Here is a 15721-nt window from a genome sequence, read left to right as displayed (position 1 = left end):
GTGCGGAGCCGACTGCTAGACGTCCTCGGCCGGACGTCCGTTGAGCGACTTCTTGTCCTTGTCCTTGTCCTTGACCTTCACGGTGCCGTGGGTGGAGCAGCGGGGGTCGGTGCTGCCCTCGGTGCAGTTGCTCGGCGCCGGGGAGACCACCGTGTTGTCCAGCTTCAGGTCCCCGAAGGGACGGTTGTGGACGGTGACGGAGAAGGTGATCGTCGCCGTCTGGCCCGGTGCGAGGGTGCCGGACCACTCCAGGTCGGGCGAGGAGAACGTGACGTCGCCGACGGTCGCGGTGGCGTCGTCGTTGTAGTTCGCGTCGTCCAGCAGCCCGCTGAGGTCGTCGGTGAAGGACGCCTCGGTGCTGGTGGTGCCCGGGTTGTTCACCGTGATCGTGTACGACACGGTGTCGCCGGGCTTCACCGTCGCGGGCCCGTTCTGCTTCTTCTTGATGACGACGGGCGACGGTGTCGGCGTGACCGTGGTCGTGGTGGTGCTGGTGTTGTTGTCGGGGTTCGGATCGTCGTCCTTGCCCGTCACCCTCGCCGTGTTCACCAGACTCGTGGCGCCGGCCGCGGCCGTGCCCGTCACCTGGATCGTCGTGCTCGCACCGTCCGCCAGGCTGCTGCCCGTGCAGGTCAGCACGCCGGCGCCGATGGAGCAGCCCGGCGTGCTCGTCGTCGCACCGCTCAGCCCGGCCGGCAGCGTGTCGCTCACGGTGTAGCCCGTCGAGTCGTCCGGACCGTGGTTCGTCACCGTCAGCTCGTACGTCACCTGCCCACCGGGGTCCACGGACGCGGGACCGGTCTTCACGATCCCGAGGTCCGCCTCGATCGGCGTCACGTTCGTCGTCGTCGTACTGGTGTTGTTGTCCGGGTTCGGATCGTCGTCGTCGCCCGTCACCGTCGCCGTGTTCACCAAGCTCGTGGCGCCGGCCGCGGCCGTGCCCGTCACCTGGATCGTGGTGCTCGCGCCATCGGCAAGAGCGGCACCCGTACACGTCAGCACGTTCGCGCTGATCGAGCAGCCGGCCGTACTCGTGGTCGGGTTCGACAGGCCCGCCGGCAACGTGTCACTCACCGTGTAACCGGTCGAGTCGTCCGGACCGAAGTTGGTCACCGTCAACTGGTAGGTGACCTGACCACCGGGGCTCACCGACGCCGGGCCCGTCTTCACGATCCCGAGGTCCGCCTCGATCGGCGTCACGTTCGTCGTCGTCGTACTGGTGTTGTTGTCCGGGTTCGGATCGTCGTCCTCACCCGTCACCGTTGCCGTGTTCACGATGCTCGTCGCACCGGCCGCGGCCGTACCCGTGACCACGATCGTCCGGCTCGCGCCATCGGCGAGAGCGCCACCCGTACACGTCAGCTGGTTCGCACTGATCGAACAGCCCGGCGTACTCGTCGCCGCCCCGGTGATCCCCGCCGGAAGGTTGTCACTCACCGTGTAACCGGTCGAGTCGTCCGGACCGAAGTTGGTCACCGTCAACTGGTAGGTGATCTCACCACCCGGCGACACCGATCCCGGACCGGTCTTCACGATCCCGAGGTCCGCCTCGATCGGCGTCACGTTCGTCGTCGTCGTACTGGTGTTGTTGTCCGGGTTCGGATCGTCGTCGTTGCCCGTCACCGTCGCCGTGTTCACGATGCTCGTCGCACCGGCGGCAGCAGTGCCCGTGACCTCGACCGTCCGACTCGCGCCGACGGCGAGAGCGGCACCCGTACAGGTCAGCACGTTCGCGCTGATCGAGCAGCCCGGCGCGCTCGTGGTCGGGTTCGACAGACCGGCCGGGAAGGTGTCGCTCACGGTGTAACCGGTCGAAGCGTCCGGCCCGTTGTTGGTCACCACCAGCTCGTACGTGATCTGACCGCCCGGGAGCACGGCTGCCGGGCCGGTCTTCACCATCTGCAGGTCCGCTTCGATGGGGGTGAAGGGGATGCGGACGATGTTGCTGGTGTCCTGGGTGGTCTCGCCGTCGGGGGCGGTGCCCACGGCCGTGCCCGTGTCCGTGATGCTGCCGGCGGTGACGTCCGCCGCGGTGGTCGTGTACGTGGCGACGCAGTTGATGCTGTCGCCCGGGGCCACCGGAAGGCCCGGGCAGGTCACCGGCGGGGACCCGGGGCCGTTGTCGGTGACGGCGATGTCGGTGAGCGGGACCTGACCGGTGTTGGTCACCCGGAAGGTGTAGGTGATCGTCTCGCCCGCCGCGCTGAACGCCGTGTGGTCGGCGGTCTTGGTGACGGACAGGGCCCGCAGCGGGATGGAGACCTCGTTGCTGGTGCCGGTCACCGTGTTGCCGTTGATGGTGCCGGTGACCGTGGCCGTGTCGGTGATCGTCCCGTTCGCGACGTCGGTGGCATTCGCCGTGTACATCGCGGTGCAGGTCATCGACGCGCCCGCGGCGAGCGTGGTCGAGGGACAGCTCACCGTCGGCGTGCCGGGGCCGTTGTCCGTGACGGCGATGTTGGTGAGCTGGGTGGTGGCCGTGTTGGTGACGTCGAAGGCGTACGTGATCGTCTCGCCGGCCTCGAAGCTGGCGGCGTCCGCCGACTTGGCGATGGTCGGAGAGCCGAGCACGTTGACGATCAGCGTGGCCTCTCCGGGCGGATTCACGCCGGTGACGGTCACGTTCGCGGGCTCGTTCACGTACGTGCCCGGGGTGTTCGACGTGACGTCGACGGAGAAGGTGCAGGACGCCGCGCCCGCGGCGAGGTCACCGCCGCTCAACCCGACCGTCCCGGTCCCGGGGACCGCCGTGAGGGTGGGGGTGCCGCAGGTGGTGGAGGCGTTGGGGACGGCCGCCACGGTCACCCCGGCCGGCAGCGCGTCGGAGAAGGAGAAGCCGTTCTTGGCCGCCAGCTCCGAGGTGTTGGTGACGGTGAACGTCATCGTGGAGGTGCCGCCCTGCGGGATCGAGGCCGGCGCGAACGCCTTGTCGAGCTGCGGGGTGACGTCCAGGATGCGGATGTTGTCGTAGGCGTGGTCGTTGCCGAGCCCGCTGCCGTTGGCGTTCGTCATCTTGATGCCGACCGCCGAGCCGGTGAAGAGCACCGACGAGTTCGACGCGAAGGACCCGGCCTGGATGGGGCGGGGCCCGACGTTGTACGTGGCGGAGCGCGGGTCCGTGCACGGGTTGATCGGCGATGTGGTGACGGGGATGTCCGGCCCGGCGCCCGTGAGGAAGAAGTTCAGCAGCGGCGCCGACACGTTGCAGTTCACCGCAGCCGCGTCCACCGAGAAGGTGATGAAGCGGTTCGAGGTGGCGAGCGGAATCGGAGTGACGGTCTGGAGCTCGACCAGGTTCGCCCCGGGGTTCGCGCCCTCCGTGTACGCGGAGACCGCGTGGTTGTCCCGCGGTGTCGCCGCGCCCGCCACCTGCCCCAGGACGTTCGCCATGTACTTCAGCTCCGCCATGGCCGTCGCGCTGCGGGTCTGGCAGGCGGCGTTGTTGGCGCCGGACTGGTTCAGGATGATCCCGTTGCAGTGCGTCGCGCTCACCCAGGGCGGGTCCGCGGTGTACTGGGCGTTGACGGTCGGGGCGCCGACGTAGGCGGTCAGCAGGATCGGGGTCTGGCCCGTCCCGTTCTCGAAGTCCTCGTCGAAGGCGACGACGGGTGTCTGCGGAACACCGGGCGTGCCGGGTGTTGCGGCGGCCGGGGCCGCGAAGGGAAGGGCGACGGCCCCGAGGGCCACCACCTGGGCTCCGATCGCCAGGCCCGCGGATGTGAGGGCGCCGAGGCGCCTTCGTCTACCGGGAGAACCACGCATGTCGACATGTGCTCCGTTCGTTCAGGATTCATCAGGTCGTCCGGTACGCACCCCCGGCGCACAGCAGTACCGCACCCCGCACGGGATCCGGCGCACTCTCCGTGGCCGCCGGGCCGGGCGTCACCCGAGGAGCGCTGGCGTCGTCAGCCGGCCGGAGCAGCCCCGGGGGCCGCGGCACTCCGGGCGGTCGGGACGCGGTCGACGGCCGTTGGGGGGCGGCCCGTTCGCTCCAGCGGCGCAACGGTCCTCGGCTCGTGGCGGCCCGTGGTCGCACGCGCGCCACCGGCCCCGGGCAGGGGCGGCGGCACCGGGCACCGCTGCGCAGGACGACGGCGCACGACCCGGAACGAACCGCGCCGGCACGCGCACCCCGTCGGGGGCACGCATCGTGGAAGCAACAATTCCGCGCCTGTTCCGCGCCCACTTCGTGGAGGCCCAGCACCGATGCGAGCCATATTCACCCGCCGTTCCCGCGCCGCCCTGCCCGTCGCCGCGGTCGTCCTCGCCGCCCTGGGGGCCGCGCTCGGCCCGGCCGTCGCGCCCGCCTCCGCGGCCGGCCGCGCCGACGGCTGCTCGACCGACACCGGCCCGTACCAGAAGACGGTCGAGACCCACCTCAAGCTGACCGCGGACGGCGTCCAGTCCGCCGCCGACTGCGCCGCGATCCGCACCCTCCAGACGCGCAACGGCATGGAGGGCGCGAACGGCTACGCCGGCCCCGAGACCTGGCGGATGGTCCAGTACGAACAGGCCCGCGCCGACCCCGCCCGGCTGACGGGCTGCCGGCACGGGGACCTCCTCGCCGTCTGCGTCGACCTGCGCCGGCAGATCCTGTGGGTCTGGGACGGCGACCACGTGGCCTTCGGCCCGGTGCCGATCCGCACCGGCAAGTCCGGTTACGAGACCCGCACCGGGCAGCACCGGATCTACGAGCGGGTCGAGAAGCAGTGGTCGGACCTGTACGAGGGGCCGATGCCGTTCAGCCAGTTCTTCGACGGCGGCCAGGCGCTGCACGCCAGTTACCGCAACATCTGGGAGGAGCCGGGCTCCCACGGCTGTGTGAACCTGCGCTACGACGACGCCAAGCGCCTCTGGCAGGCACTGCGGCTCGACGACACCGTCCACGTGTGGGGAACCCGCGGCCCGTAGCCCCGCAGCGCGTGCGCCCGAGCCCGCGGGCTGGGGCTCGTCCGCAAGGCCCTGTGCGCTTCCCTGCGCGTGTGGACGTGCGCGAGACTTGCCGGACCCGCGCTGGCTAGTGCGCCGCAGCGCAACCCGCCGACGCTACCCGAGCCCGCCGCACGGCGAGCCCGCGGAGAACAGACCCGCCCCCTCCGCCGCGCGCTCCCGCAGCCGGTGCACCGGACCGAACAGCAACTCGTCGGCAGCGGCCCGTTTGAAGAAGAGATGCGCCTCGTGCTCCCAGGTGAAGCCGATACCGCCGTGGAGCTGCACCGCCTCCGCGCTGACCGTGCGCAGCGCCTCCAGGCACTGGGCGAGCGCGAGCCCCGCGTCGGCGGGGTGCCGGGCGGCCCAGGACGCAGCCGAGCGGGCCGCGCGCGTGCTGACGTACAGGTCAGCCAGGCGGTGCTGGACGGCCTGGAACGAGCCGATGGCCCGGCCGAACTGCTCGCGCTGGCGCACGTACGCCACCGTCCGCTCCAGGGCGCCTTCCGCCGCGCCGACGGCTTCCGCGGCGATCAGGGCCGCGACCCACGTCCCGGTCGCGGCGAGCGCGTCCAGGACCGACGTGCCATCGGCGCTGTCCACACCGAGGAGTTCGGCGGGGCAGTCGCGCAGCTCCACCCGGGCCTGGCAGCGGGTCTCGTCCAGCGCCGTCTGCCGACTGCGGGACAGCCCGGTGGCGTCGGCGCCGACGAGGAAGAGGAGGGTGCGGCTGCGCGGGAACCCGCCGGTGTGCGCGGCGACGACGAGCAGGTCGGCGCGGTGGCCGTCGACGACCTGGGCCGCTTCCCCGTACAGCAGCCAGCCGGCGTCGGGGGCGGGTCTGGCCTGGACGCCGCCGGCCCGGCCGCCGCCCGCCCAGTCACCGGCGGGGCGGCCGGCACCGATCAGCCCGAGCGCGGTGGCGATGCTGCCGCCCGGGACGGCGAGTGCGCACGTCAGGGAGCCGTCGGCGATCCGCGGGAGCAGGGCGGTGCGCTGCGCCGGCGTGCCCACCGCGGTGACCAGCGGTGCAACGAGCCCGCAGGTGGCGAGCAGCGGGGAGGGCAGGAGGGCGCGGCCCGTCTCCTCGCAGGCGGCGGAGAGTTCGACGAGGGTGCAGCCCACTCCCCCGTACTCGGCGGGGAGCGCGAGGCCGGGCAGCCCGAGGTCGCGGGAGAGCTGCGCCCACAGGTCGGGGTCGTGGCCGGCTTCGGTGCGTACGGCCGTCTTGACCAGGTCGGGTGCGGCGCGTTCGGTGAGCAGGGCGCGCAGGGTGCGGCGTATCTCGTCCCGCTCCCCGGAGTCCCCGGGGACTCCTGAGCTCCCGGCGTCCCCTGCTCCCGCTGCGGTCCCGTTGTTCGTGTTCACGGGCAGCCCCCATTTCTGACGGTGCGTCATATTAGAGCGGGGCGCCGGAGATGGACAGACCCGGGCGCCGTACCGCGCCCGCTCTATCTGATGTACCGTCAGATTCATGACTGCGCTAGCGTCCGCGCCCCGCCGCAAGGTCGCCATTGCCGGCGTGGCCCTCGCGGACTGCGGCCGGGTCGACGACCGCACCCCGTACGCCCTGCACGCCCAGGCCGCCCGGCGCGCCGTCGCCGACTCCGGCCTCGGCCGGACGGTCATCGACGGCTTCGCCTCCGCCGGACTCGGCGCGCTCGCCCCGATCGAGGTCGCCGAGTACCTGGGGCTGCGGCCCCGCTGGGTGGACTCCACCGCGGTCGGCGGCGCGACCTGGGAGGTCATGGCGGCGCACGCGGCCGACGCGATCGCCGCCGGGCACGCCAACGCCGTGCTGCTGGTGTACGGATCCACCGCCCGCGCCGACGTCAAGGCGCGCCGCCGCACCGCGAACCTCTCCTTCGGCAGCCGCGGACCGCTCCAGTACGAAGTGCCCTACGGACACACCCTGATCGCGAAGTACGCGATGGCGGCGCGCCGGCACATGCACCAGTACGGCACCACCCTGGAGCAGTTGGCGCAGGTCGCCGTGCAGGCCCGCGCGCACGCCGCCGCGAACCCGGACGCCCTCTTCCGCACCCCGATCACCGTCGACGACGTCCTCGCCGGACCCGTGATCGCGGACCCCTTCACCAAGCTGCACTGCTGCATCCGCAGCGACGGCGGCTGCGCGGTGCTGCTCGTCGCGGAGGAGTACGTGCCGGACGCGGCGAAGGCGCCCGTGTGGATCCTCGGCACCGGCGCGTACGCCTCGCACAGCGCGATGTCGCAGTGGGACGACTTCACCGTCTCCCCGGCCGCGGTCTCCGGCCGCCTCGCCTTCGAACGCGCCGGCCTGACCCCCGCCGAGATGGACATCGCGGAGATCTACGACGCCTTCACGTACATGACGCTGGTGACCTTGGAGGACCTCGGCTTCTGCGCCAAGGGCGAGGGCGGCGCGTTCGTCGAGAAGGGCCGCATCGGGCCGGGCGGCGAACTGCCCGTGAACACGGACGGCGGCGGGCTCTCCGCCTGCCACCCCGGGATGCGCGGACTGTTCCTGCTGGTGGAGGCGGTACGCCAACTCCGCAACGAGGCCGGCCCCCACCAGTGGCTCCGCCCCGACGGCAGCCCGCCGCGGCTGGCGGTGGCGTCGGCGACGGGCGGCTGGTTCTGCTCGTCGGCCACGGTGGTCCTGGGCCGCGACTGAAGACCGACCGCGTCCGCGGGGAAACTCCTCGCCCGGATCCGCCGCTCCGTGCGACGCTCGCGCCATGACGACCGGACCCGCCACCCCCTCACCCGCCTGGGAGGCCCGCAGCGCAGCGCTGTGGGCCGCCTTCGACGACCACGAGCCGGCCGCCTTCCGCGCCCTGGTCCAGGGACTGGTTGACGAGTTGCCCCGGGGCCACCCGCTGATCGCCTTCGAGCTGGCGTGCGCCAACGACAGCACCGGCCGCCCCGACCGGGCCGCACCCCTCTACCGCACCGCGCTCGCCGGCGGGCTCGACCCGTACCGGGAGCGGCGCGCACACATCCAACTCGCATCCACCCTGCGCAACCTCGGCGAGTTGGCGGAGAGCATCGCGCTGCTGCGCGCCGAGCGGGCGAAGGACCCGGCCGGGCTCGACGACGCCACGCGCGGGCTGGCGGACGCGGTCGACGCCGTGCTCGCCCTCGCACTGACGGACGCCGGACGGGAGCGGGAGGCGGTGGCGCTGGCCGTGGGCGCGCTCGCCCGCCACCTGCCCAGGTACAACCGGTCCATGGCCGCGTACGCCGCCGCGCTCGTCGCCCCCGAGCCCGGGCCACACTGACCCCATGAACACCACGGACGAGCAAGGACGCGAGCACGGGAACGACGGCGAAGGGGCGGCGTTCCGGGCGCTGCTGCACTCCCAGCGCGTGTGGGACGTCGAGCTGCCCTCCTTCGATCCGGCCGGGGCGCCCGAAGCGCCGCTCCCGCTGTTCCACCGGTGGTTCGCGGCTGCGGTGGCCGCGGGCCAGCCGGAGCCGCACGCCATGACCCTGGCGACGGTGGACGACGCGGGCCGGCCGGACGTGCGCACCCTGATGCTGCACGACGCCGACGAGCGCGGCTGGCACTTCGCCACCCACGCCACCAGCGCGAAGGGGCGCCAACTCGGCGCCCACCCGGACGCGGCGCTCGGCTTCTACTGGGCCGCGCAGGGCCGCCAGGTACGGGTGCGGGGCACGGTCACCGCGGCCGGGGCCGCCGAGAGCCGGGCCGATCTGCGCGCCCGCTCCACCGGCGCGCTGGCCGCCGCGCTCACCGGCCGCCAGAGCGATGTGCTGTCGTCCACTGAAGAGTTGGCGGCGGCGTCCCGGGCCGCCTGGGTGCGGGCGGAGGCGGAGCCGGACGCGCCCGTACCCACCTGGACGCGTTACGCACTGGCGCCACGCGAGGTCGAGTTCTTCCAGGGGGACGCGGCGCGCCGGCACGTACGGCTGCGCTACCGACGCGACCTCGACAGCGACGAGGGTTGGGTGCGCGAGCTGCTGTGGCCGTGAGGCGGTGACGACCGGCGCTCAGGGGAACGCGGGGCGGAAGACGGGCACGGCCAGCGCGCCCCCGCTGCCCTCCGCCGCTGGAGCCGCCGCCCGGACGCCCGCCGCCCGGACGTCCTCCGTCCGGAAGGTGACCGCCAACTCCATCCCGATCCGCAGCCGCCCCTGCGCGCACTCCACGACCTCGGTCATCATCCGCGGCCCCTCCGCCAGATCGACCACCGCGGCCACGTACGGCACGCGCTCACCGAAGGGCGGCAGGTCGTTGCGGTGGACGACGGACCAGGTGTAGAGCGTGGCGCGCCCGCTGGCCCGCTCCCACTCCACCTCGTCGCCCCAGCAGTACGGGCAGAACTCGCGCGGGTAGTGGTGCGGCAGCCCGCAGCCGCGGCACCGGCGGATCAACAGCTCCCCGCGGGCGGCCGCATCCCAGTACGCGCGGCTGAAGTCGTCGACGTCGGGCGTCGCTGCGGTCACGGCGGATACCCCTCCCTGTGCATACATCTGACGTCCCATCAGTTCAAGCCGAACCCCCCGACCCGCGCAAGAGGCGGGAGGAAACGATCGAGAACGAACACCCGTCGGGCACTCGTGATCAGTTCGCAATCCATTCCCGCCTCGACCGAGACCCACCAAGTGACGACGCCGTTACGCTCGGGCTTCATGGGCATCGACCGCACCGACGACAAGGACGACGACTCCGGCAGAGCCGGCCGGAAGAACCAGAAGGGCAGGGGCGGTCGGGCCCATCCGGACGACCGGCCCGTGTACGTCATCGGCGCCGGCCCGGCCGGGCTCTCGGTCGCGGCAGCGCTGCGCGAGCGCGGCGTGCGCGCCGTGGTCCTGGAGAGGTCCGGCGCGATCGGCGCCTCCTGGCGCGGCCACTACGACCGCCTCCGCCTGCACACCACCCGCCGTCTGTCCGCCCTCCCCGGCCTGCCCATGCCCCGGTCGTTCGGCCGCTGGGTCCGCCGGGACGACGTGGTGCGGTACTTGGAGAAGTACGCCGAGGTCCACGAGTTGGAGGTGGTCACCGGCGTCGAAGTCACCCGCATCGAGCCCGCCCCCGCCGACGAGCGCCACCCCGGCCGCCCCGGCTGGCTGCTGCACGCCACCGGCGGGCGTCGGCTCACCGGCCGCGCGGTCGTCGTCGCCACCGGCTACAACCACACGCCCCGACTGCCGGACTGGCCCGGCCTCGACACGTACGCCGGCGAGGTCGTGCACGCCGGCGCGTACCGCGACCCCGGGCCGTACGCGGGCAAGGACGTGCTCGTCGTCGGCGTCGGCAACACGGGCGCCGAGATCGCCGTCGACCTCGCCGAGGGCAAGAAGCCCGGCAAGCGCGGCGCGGCCGGCGAGGGCGCCGCGGCCCGGGTGCGCATCGCGGTCCGCACACCGCCGCACATCGTGCGCCGCAGCACCCTGGGCTGGCCCGCGCAGCGCACCGCCGTGCTGGTCCGCCGCCTCCCGGTGCGGGTGGTCGACGGGCTGGCCGCCGCCCTGGCGAGGGTCGCCGTGCCCGACCTCACCGCCCACGGCCTCCCGCGCCCGCGCGCCGGCCTGTACACCCGGGCCCGACAGGGCGCGATCCCGGTGCAGGACGTCGGCTTCGTCCGGGCCGTACGGCGGGGCGCCGTGGAACCCGTCACCGCGGTCGACTCCTTCGACGGAGACGAGGTGGTCCTCGCCGACGGCACCCGGATCCGCCCGGACGCGGTGATCGCGGCGACCGGGTACACCCGCGGGCTGGAAGCCTTCCTCGGCCACCTCGACGTACTGGACGAGCAGGGCCGGCCGGTGAGCCGCGGGCGGCGCTCCCCGAAGCGGGCCCCCGGGCTGTACTTCACCGGCTTCACCAACCCCATCAGCGGGATGCTGCGCGAGATGGCGCTGGACGCCCACAAGATCGCGAGGGCGCTGGCGCGCGGCTGAGAGCCCCGCCCTTCTGCCCGACGGGCCGGGGCGCCTCGGCCGAAAACCTGCGCGTCGGCGCGCCTACTGCTGGGTAGGTCACGCTTGCGCAACCCCTCGTCCTGCACGGCCGTTCAGTCAGCCGGCCGCCGTCCAGCCAGCCGGTCACCCACCGACCTTTGCCCGCACACCCATTCCTGACATGCCGTCAGTTCTTGTAGCCTGACTACTCGTCAGTTACCGAATCCGATACGCCCTCCACCAACCACCCGACCCGCCCGACGACCACCACCGCCCGACGATCAGGACACCCCACGGAAGCAGACCGAACCCGAGAACGAGACCGAGAACGAGCAGGAGCGGGGCTCACCGATGCTTGGATCCACTCGCGGCACCCTCACCTCCGACCTCCGTGCGCGCGTGGTCGCCTGCGGCGAGCAACACCGCGACGCCGTCCACGACGCCGCGTCGCACACCGCGTCGGACGGCGACGCTGACGTCAGCGGACGCCCCCTGTACGCCCCCGTCCCCGATCTCGACCGCTTCTTCCGCCCCGCGTCCGTCGCCGTCGTCGGCGCGTCCGACGCCGAGGGCCGCCCCAACACCGGCATCACGCGCCAGCTCATCGCCTGGGCCGAACGCGTCGGCGCCCGGCTGCACCCCGTGCACCCGAAGCGCACGCAGGTCTTCGGCCTGCCCTGCGTGCCGAGCGTCAAGGCGCTGCCCGAACCCGTGGACCTCGCGGTGCTGCTGGTCGGCGACCCACTGCCGCTGATCGACGAACTGGCCGCAGCGAAGGTCAAGTTCGCCGTCGCCTTCGCCTCCGGGTACGCGGAGACCGGCGAGGAGGGCGCAGCCGCCCAGTCCCGGCTCGCGGCAGCCGTGGAACGCGCGGGCGTGCGCCTGCTCGGCCCGAACACCAACCTGAACGCCTTCGAGGAGTTCCGCGACGACCTCGAAGGACCCGCGATCGCCCTGATCACCCAGTCCGGGCACCAGGGCCGGCCGGTGTTCACCCTCCAGCAGCTCGGCGTGCGCCTCTCCCACTGGGCCCCCACCGGCAACGAAGCCGACCTGGAGACCGCCGACTTCATCTCGTACTTCGCCGAACGCCCCGAGGTCGGCGCGATCGCCTGCTACGTCGAGGGGCTCAAGGACGGCCGCTCCTTCCTGCTGGCCGCCGACCGGGCGGCGCGCCGCGGCGTGCCGGTCGTCGCCGTCAAGGTGGGGCGCACCGAGGCCGGCGCGCGGATGGCCGCCTCCCACACCGGCAAGCTCACCGGCGCCGACCAGGTCGTGGACGCGGCGATGCGGCAGTACGGAGTGATCCGCGTCGACGGGCTCGACGAACTCCAGGACACCTCCGCCCTGCTGGCCCGGGCCCGCAAGCCGCTCGCGGACGGTGTCGTCGTGTACTCGATCTCCGGCGGCACCGGCGCCCACTTCTCCGACCTGGCGACCGCGGCCGGCCTGCGGCTCCCCCGACTGAGCGAGGGGAAACAAGCCGAACTGCACCAGTGGATACCGGAGTACCTGAGCGTGGCGAACCCGGTCGACAACGGCGGCCACCCCGTGGGCGACTGGCGCGGTCGGAAGATCATCGACGCGATCCTGGCCGACCCCGAGGTGGGGGTGCTGATCTGTCCGATCACCGGCCCCTTCCCGCCGATGAGCGACAGGCTCGCCGAGGACCTGGTCGCGGCGGCGGAGGCCACCGACAAGCTGGTGTGCGTGGTGTGGGGTTCGCCGGTGGGGACGGAGGAGGCGTACCGCACCACCCTGCTCGGGTCGGCGCGGGTCGCCACGTTCCGCACGTTCGCGAACTGCATCACCGCCGTGCGCGCCTACCTCGACCACCACCGCTTCACCGCCGCCTACCGCTCCCCCTTCGACGAGGCACCGCGCACGCCGTCCCCGTCCTTCCGCAAGGCGCAGGCCCTGCTGCGTCCCGGTGCGCAGCTCAGCGAGCACGCGGCGAAGCAGTTGCTGCGGGCGTACGGGATACGGGTGCCGCGCGAGCAACTCGTCACCAGCGCCGCCGCTTCCGTGCGCGCCGCGGCGCTGGTCGGCTACCCGGTCGTCATGAAGGCGTCCGGCACCCGGCTCGCCCACAAGACCGAGCTGGGGTTGGTGAAGGTCGGGCTGACCTCCGCGAGCCAGGTGCGCGACGCGTACCGCGAGCTGACCGACGTCGCCCGGTACGAGGGGGTCGACCTGGACGGGATCCTCGTGTGCCAGATGGTGGAGCAGGGCGTGGAGATGGTCGTCGGCGTCACGCAGGACGTGCTGTTCGGGCCCACGGTCACGGTCGGGCTCGGCGGGGTCCTGGTGGAGGTGTTGCAGGACGCGGCCGTGCGCGTACCGCCCTTCGGGGAGGGGCAGGCGCGCGCCATGCTGGACGAGCTGCGCGGCCGGACCCTGCTGGACGGGGTGCGCGGCGGGCCGCCGCTGGACGTGGACGCACTGGTGGAGGTGGTGCTCCGGGTGCAGCGGATGGCGCTGGAGCTGGGCGACGAGTTGGTGGAGCTGGACGTCAATCCGCTGATGGTGCTGCCGCGCGGGCAGGGCGCGGTGGCGCTGGACGCGCTGGCGGTGTGCCGGTGACCGCGTCCGACGGCGCGGCGGAGGTGCTGCACCGGGTCGAGTCCGGCGTCAGTTGGATCACGCTGAACCGTCCCGCGGCGATGAACGCGATCACCTGGGAGCAGCGGGAGCGGATCACGGCACTGCTCGCGGACGCGTCCGCGGATCCGGAGGTGCGGGCGGTGGTGATCACCGCGGTGGGCAGGGGGTTCTGCGCGGGCGCGGACCTGCGCGGCGCGCCGGGGGACGCGGCCGGAGAGCGGGCGGTGGGGGACGTGGCGCGGCTGATCCGCAACGGTGCGCAGCGCTTCGTGGCGGCCGTGCTGGACTGCGAGAAGCCGGTGATCGCGGCGGTGAACGGCCCGGCGGCCGGCCTCGGCGCACACCTCGCCCTCGCCTGTGACCTGGTGCTCGCCTCCGCGGACGCCCGTTTCATCGAGGTGTTCGTACGCCGCGGGCTGGTCCCGGACGGCGGCGGGGCGTATCTGCTGCCCCGGCTGGTGGGCCCGCAGCGCGCGAAGGAGCTGATGTTCTTCGGCGACGCGCTGTCGGCGGCGGACGCGGAACGCATCGGGCTCGTCAACCGCGTCGTCCCGGCCGAGGAGTTGACGGTCGTGGCGCGGGAGTGGGCGGAGCGGCTGGCCCGGGGCCCGACGCGGGCGATCGCGCTGACGAAGCAGTTGGTGAACGCATCCCTGGACTCGGACCGCGCGACGGCGTTCGCGGCGGAGGCGACGGCGCAGGAGCTGAACATGGGGACGCGGGACGCGCAGGAGGGCGTGGCGAGCTTCGTGGCGCGCCGGACGCCGGAGTACGAAGGGCGCTGACCTCAGTTCCGGGGGTGCCGAGACGGCGGCCTTCCCTTCTGATGTGCCGTCAGTTTCAATGGTCGGTGTGATGGGACACGCAGCCATGGCCGCCACCGCCGTCCGCTACCTCAGGTCCGTGAGCACCGCTCCGGTGAACGCCGCTTCCGCGGGCGCCGCAGGCACGGACGCCGGGGCGCCGTCAGCGCCCTACGAAGCCCACCCCCGCCCCGAGCTGCGGGCCGTGCGGCAGGGCGAGCGGCCACCGCTGGACCCCGGCGAGTTCCGTCGGGTGCTGGGCCACTTCGCGACCGGGGTCACCGTCGTCACCGCGCAGGACGACGACGGCCCGGCCGGCTTCGCCTGCCAGTCGTTCTCGTCGCTGTCGCTCGACCCGCCCCTGATCGCCTTCATGGTCGGCCGCACGTCCACGACCTGGCCGCGGATCGCCCGCGCCGGTTCCTTCTGCGTCAACGTGCTGGGCGAGGAGCAGGGCGAGCTGTGTCGCGGCTTCGCGGTGAGCGGCGCGGACAAGTTCGCCGGGGTCACCCACCGCCCGGCCCCGGTGAGCGGCGCACCGCTGCTCGCGGGCACAACGGCCTGGGTGGACTGCGCCGTCCACGCCGTGCACACCGGTGGCGACCACCTGATCGTGGTGGGCCGGGTCACGGCGCTGGGCGCGGAGGCGGACGGGGATCCGCTGGTGTTCCACCGGGGTGCGTTCCGGCGCCTGGAAAAAGACGGTGCCACACCGTCCTGAGCTGCGTATCGTCCGTTTCATGGAACCGCTCAGTGACCAGGAGATCCGCGCGTCCCTCGTGAACTGTACGAAGGGCGAGGCGAAGCGGCTCCGCCTCCCCCTGGACTTCGCCGAGCTCCCCTGGCCCGACCTCGACTTCCTCGGCTGGATCGACCCCGGCGCGCCCCTGCGCGCGTACCTGGTCGTCCCCCAGCCGACGGGCGCACTGCTCGGTCTGGCCCTGCGGGCCCCGAGCACGAAGAACACCAGCGCGTTCAAGTCCAGCATCTGCGACTTCTGCATCACCTCCCACGCGTCCTCGGGCGTCACCCTCTTCGCCGCGCCCCTCGCCGGCCCGCGCGGCCGGGAGGGCAGCACGGTGGGCGCGTACGTCTGCGCGGACCTGGCGTGCTCGCTGTACGTCCGCGCCAAGCGCACCCCGAAGCTCCGCACCCTCCGCACAGAAGAAAGCCTCACCCCCGAGCAGAAGATCGCCCGCCTCACGAAGAACCTCACGACCTTCGTAACGAAGGTCACCTCCCCCTGACACCCACCATCGCCCTGCGGGCGCGCTGATCCCCGCGGATGCGCTGGCCCTTGCGCATGCGCTGACCCTGCGGGTACATCGTGGCTGTTTGGTCAGTTCCGCCCCCTTATGCCCTGTGGGCACAGGGGGAGGAACTGCGCGACCAGCCACCCACGGTCCGTGGACGGCCGAGGGTTCAGGGGCGCGAGGAACTGCGCGACCAGCCCACCACGGTCCGCAGCGACCAAG

At 72.9% G+C, this 15721-nt stretch carries 12 protein-coding genes; 9 read left to right on the top strand and 3 right to left on the bottom strand.

Annotated features, from left to right (window positions below; all coding sequences use genetic code 11):
* Positions 1–15 precede the first annotated feature (15 nt).
* Complete coding sequence (locus ACH4E8_RS07475) at positions 16–3690, bottom strand: DUF11 domain-containing protein (RefSeq protein WP_398445297.1); 3675 nt, start codon at positions 3688–3690, stop codon at positions 16–18.
* Between the two features lie 516 nt (positions 3691–4206).
* Between ACH4E8_RS07475 and ACH4E8_RS07470 the strand changes: the two genes are divergently transcribed.
* A complete protein-coding gene (locus ACH4E8_RS07470; protein ID WP_398445295.1) occupies positions 4207–4911 on the top strand; it encodes a L,D-transpeptidase family protein in 705 nt (234 codons plus the stop codon).
* A 135-nt stretch (positions 4912–5046) separates the two neighbouring features.
* On the opposite strand, the gene ACH4E8_RS07465 is transcribed toward ACH4E8_RS07470, so the two are convergent.
* The gene (locus ACH4E8_RS07465) at positions 5047–6213 is read right to left on the bottom strand and encodes an acyl-CoA dehydrogenase family protein (protein ID WP_398446076.1); all 1167 of its coding nucleotides are present in this window, start codon (positions 6211–6213) and stop codon (positions 5047–5049) included.
* Between the two features lie 190 nt (positions 6214–6403).
* Between ACH4E8_RS07465 and ACH4E8_RS07460 the strand changes: the two genes are divergently transcribed.
* The 3 genes from ACH4E8_RS07460 to ACH4E8_RS07450 all read left to right on the top strand — a co-directional run bounded on the left by ACH4E8_RS07460 (position 6404) and on the right by ACH4E8_RS07450 (position 8907).
* Complete coding sequence (locus ACH4E8_RS07460; protein ID WP_398445293.1) at positions 6404–7585, top strand: thiolase C-terminal domain-containing protein; 1182 nt, start codon at positions 6404–6406, stop codon at positions 7583–7585.
* 64 nt (positions 7586–7649) lie between these two features.
* Complete coding sequence (locus tag ACH4E8_RS07455; protein WP_398445291.1) at positions 7650–8192, top strand: tetratricopeptide repeat protein; 543 nt, start codon at positions 7650–7652, stop codon at positions 8190–8192.
* Positions 8193–8196: 4 nt separating this feature from the next.
* On the top strand, positions 8197–8907 hold the full coding sequence (locus tag ACH4E8_RS07450; RefSeq protein ID WP_398445289.1) for a pyridoxal 5'-phosphate synthase: 711 nt from the start codon (positions 8197–8199) through the stop codon (positions 8905–8907).
* Between the two features lie 18 nt (positions 8908–8925).
* Here ACH4E8_RS07450 and ACH4E8_RS07445 read toward each other — a convergent pair whose 3' ends face one another.
* Positions 8926–9408 carry a Zn-ribbon domain-containing OB-fold protein gene (locus tag ACH4E8_RS07445; RefSeq protein WP_398445287.1) on the bottom strand — a complete coding sequence of 161 codons (483 nt, stop codon included), beginning with the start codon at positions 9406–9408 and terminating at the stop codon, positions 8926–8928.
* 159 nt (positions 9409–9567) lie between these two features.
* Between ACH4E8_RS07445 and ACH4E8_RS07440 the strand changes: the two genes are divergently transcribed.
* The 5 genes from ACH4E8_RS07440 (at position 9568) to ACH4E8_RS07420 (ending at position 15493) form a co-directional block, all read left to right on the top strand.
* On the top strand, positions 9568–10839 hold the full coding sequence (locus ACH4E8_RS07440) for a flavin-containing monooxygenase (protein ID WP_398445285.1): 1272 nt from the start codon (positions 9568–9570) through the stop codon (positions 10837–10839).
* 351 nt (positions 10840–11190) lie between these two features.
* Complete coding sequence (locus ACH4E8_RS07435; protein WP_398445283.1) at positions 11191–13422, top strand: acetate--CoA ligase family protein; 2232 nt, start codon at positions 11191–11193, stop codon at positions 13420–13422.
* Between the two features lie 80 nt (positions 13423–13502).
* Positions 13503–14228, top strand: a complete 726-nt coding sequence (locus tag ACH4E8_RS07430) for an enoyl-CoA hydratase/isomerase family protein (protein ID WP_398446074.1) — start codon at positions 13503–13505, stop codon at positions 14226–14228.
* Between the two features lie 85 nt (positions 14229–14313).
* A complete protein-coding gene (locus ACH4E8_RS07425; RefSeq protein ID WP_398446072.1) occupies positions 14314–14967 on the top strand; it encodes a flavin reductase family protein in 654 nt (217 codons plus the stop codon).
* 19 nt (positions 14968–14986) lie between these two features.
* Positions 14987–15493, top strand: a complete 507-nt coding sequence (locus ACH4E8_RS07420; protein ID WP_398445281.1) for an FBP domain-containing protein — start codon at positions 14987–14989, stop codon at positions 15491–15493.
* The last annotated feature ends 228 nt before the right edge of the window (positions 15494–15721 follow it).

Origin of the sequence: Streptomyces sp. NPDC017979 (genome assembly GCF_044328175.1) — a bacterium.
GTDB lineage: Bacteria > Actinomycetota > Actinomycetes > Streptomycetales > Streptomycetaceae > Streptomyces.
The sequence above is the reverse complement of the archived record's forward strand: the minus strand, read 5'-3'. Positions and strand labels throughout refer to the sequence as shown.

Coding starts and splice junctions, on each gene's coding strand:
- ACH4E8_RS07470 (WP_398445295.1), top strand. CDS start 4,207: ATGCGAGCCATATTCACCCGCCGTTCCCGCGCCGCCCTGCCCGTCGCC.
- ACH4E8_RS07460 (WP_398445293.1), top strand. CDS start 6,404: ATGACTGCGCTAGCGTCCGCGCCCCGCCGCAAGGTCGCCATTGCCGGC.
- ACH4E8_RS07455 (WP_398445291.1), top strand. CDS start 7,650: ATGACGACCGGACCCGCCACCCCCTCACCCGCCTGGGAGGCCCGCAGC.
- ACH4E8_RS07450 (WP_398445289.1), top strand. CDS start 8,197: ATGAACACCACGGACGAGCAAGGACGCGAGCACGGGAACGACGGCGAA.
- ACH4E8_RS07445 (WP_398445287.1), bottom strand. CDS start 9,408: ATGTATGCACAGGGAGGGGTATCCGCCGTGACCGCAGCGACGCCCGAC.
- ACH4E8_RS07440 (WP_398445285.1), top strand. CDS start 9,568: ATGGGCATCGACCGCACCGACGACAAGGACGACGACTCCGGCAGAGCC.
- ACH4E8_RS07435 (WP_398445283.1), top strand. CDS start 11,191: ATGCTTGGATCCACTCGCGGCACCCTCACCTCCGACCTCCGTGCGCGC.
- ACH4E8_RS07430 (WP_398446074.1), top strand. CDS start 13,503: ATGAACGCGATCACCTGGGAGCAGCGGGAGCGGATCACGGCACTGCTC.
- ACH4E8_RS07425 (WP_398446072.1), top strand. CDS start 14,314: ATGGCCGCCACCGCCGTCCGCTACCTCAGGTCCGTGAGCACCGCTCCG.
- ACH4E8_RS07420 (WP_398445281.1), top strand. CDS start 14,987: ATGGAACCGCTCAGTGACCAGGAGATCCGCGCGTCCCTCGTGAACTGT.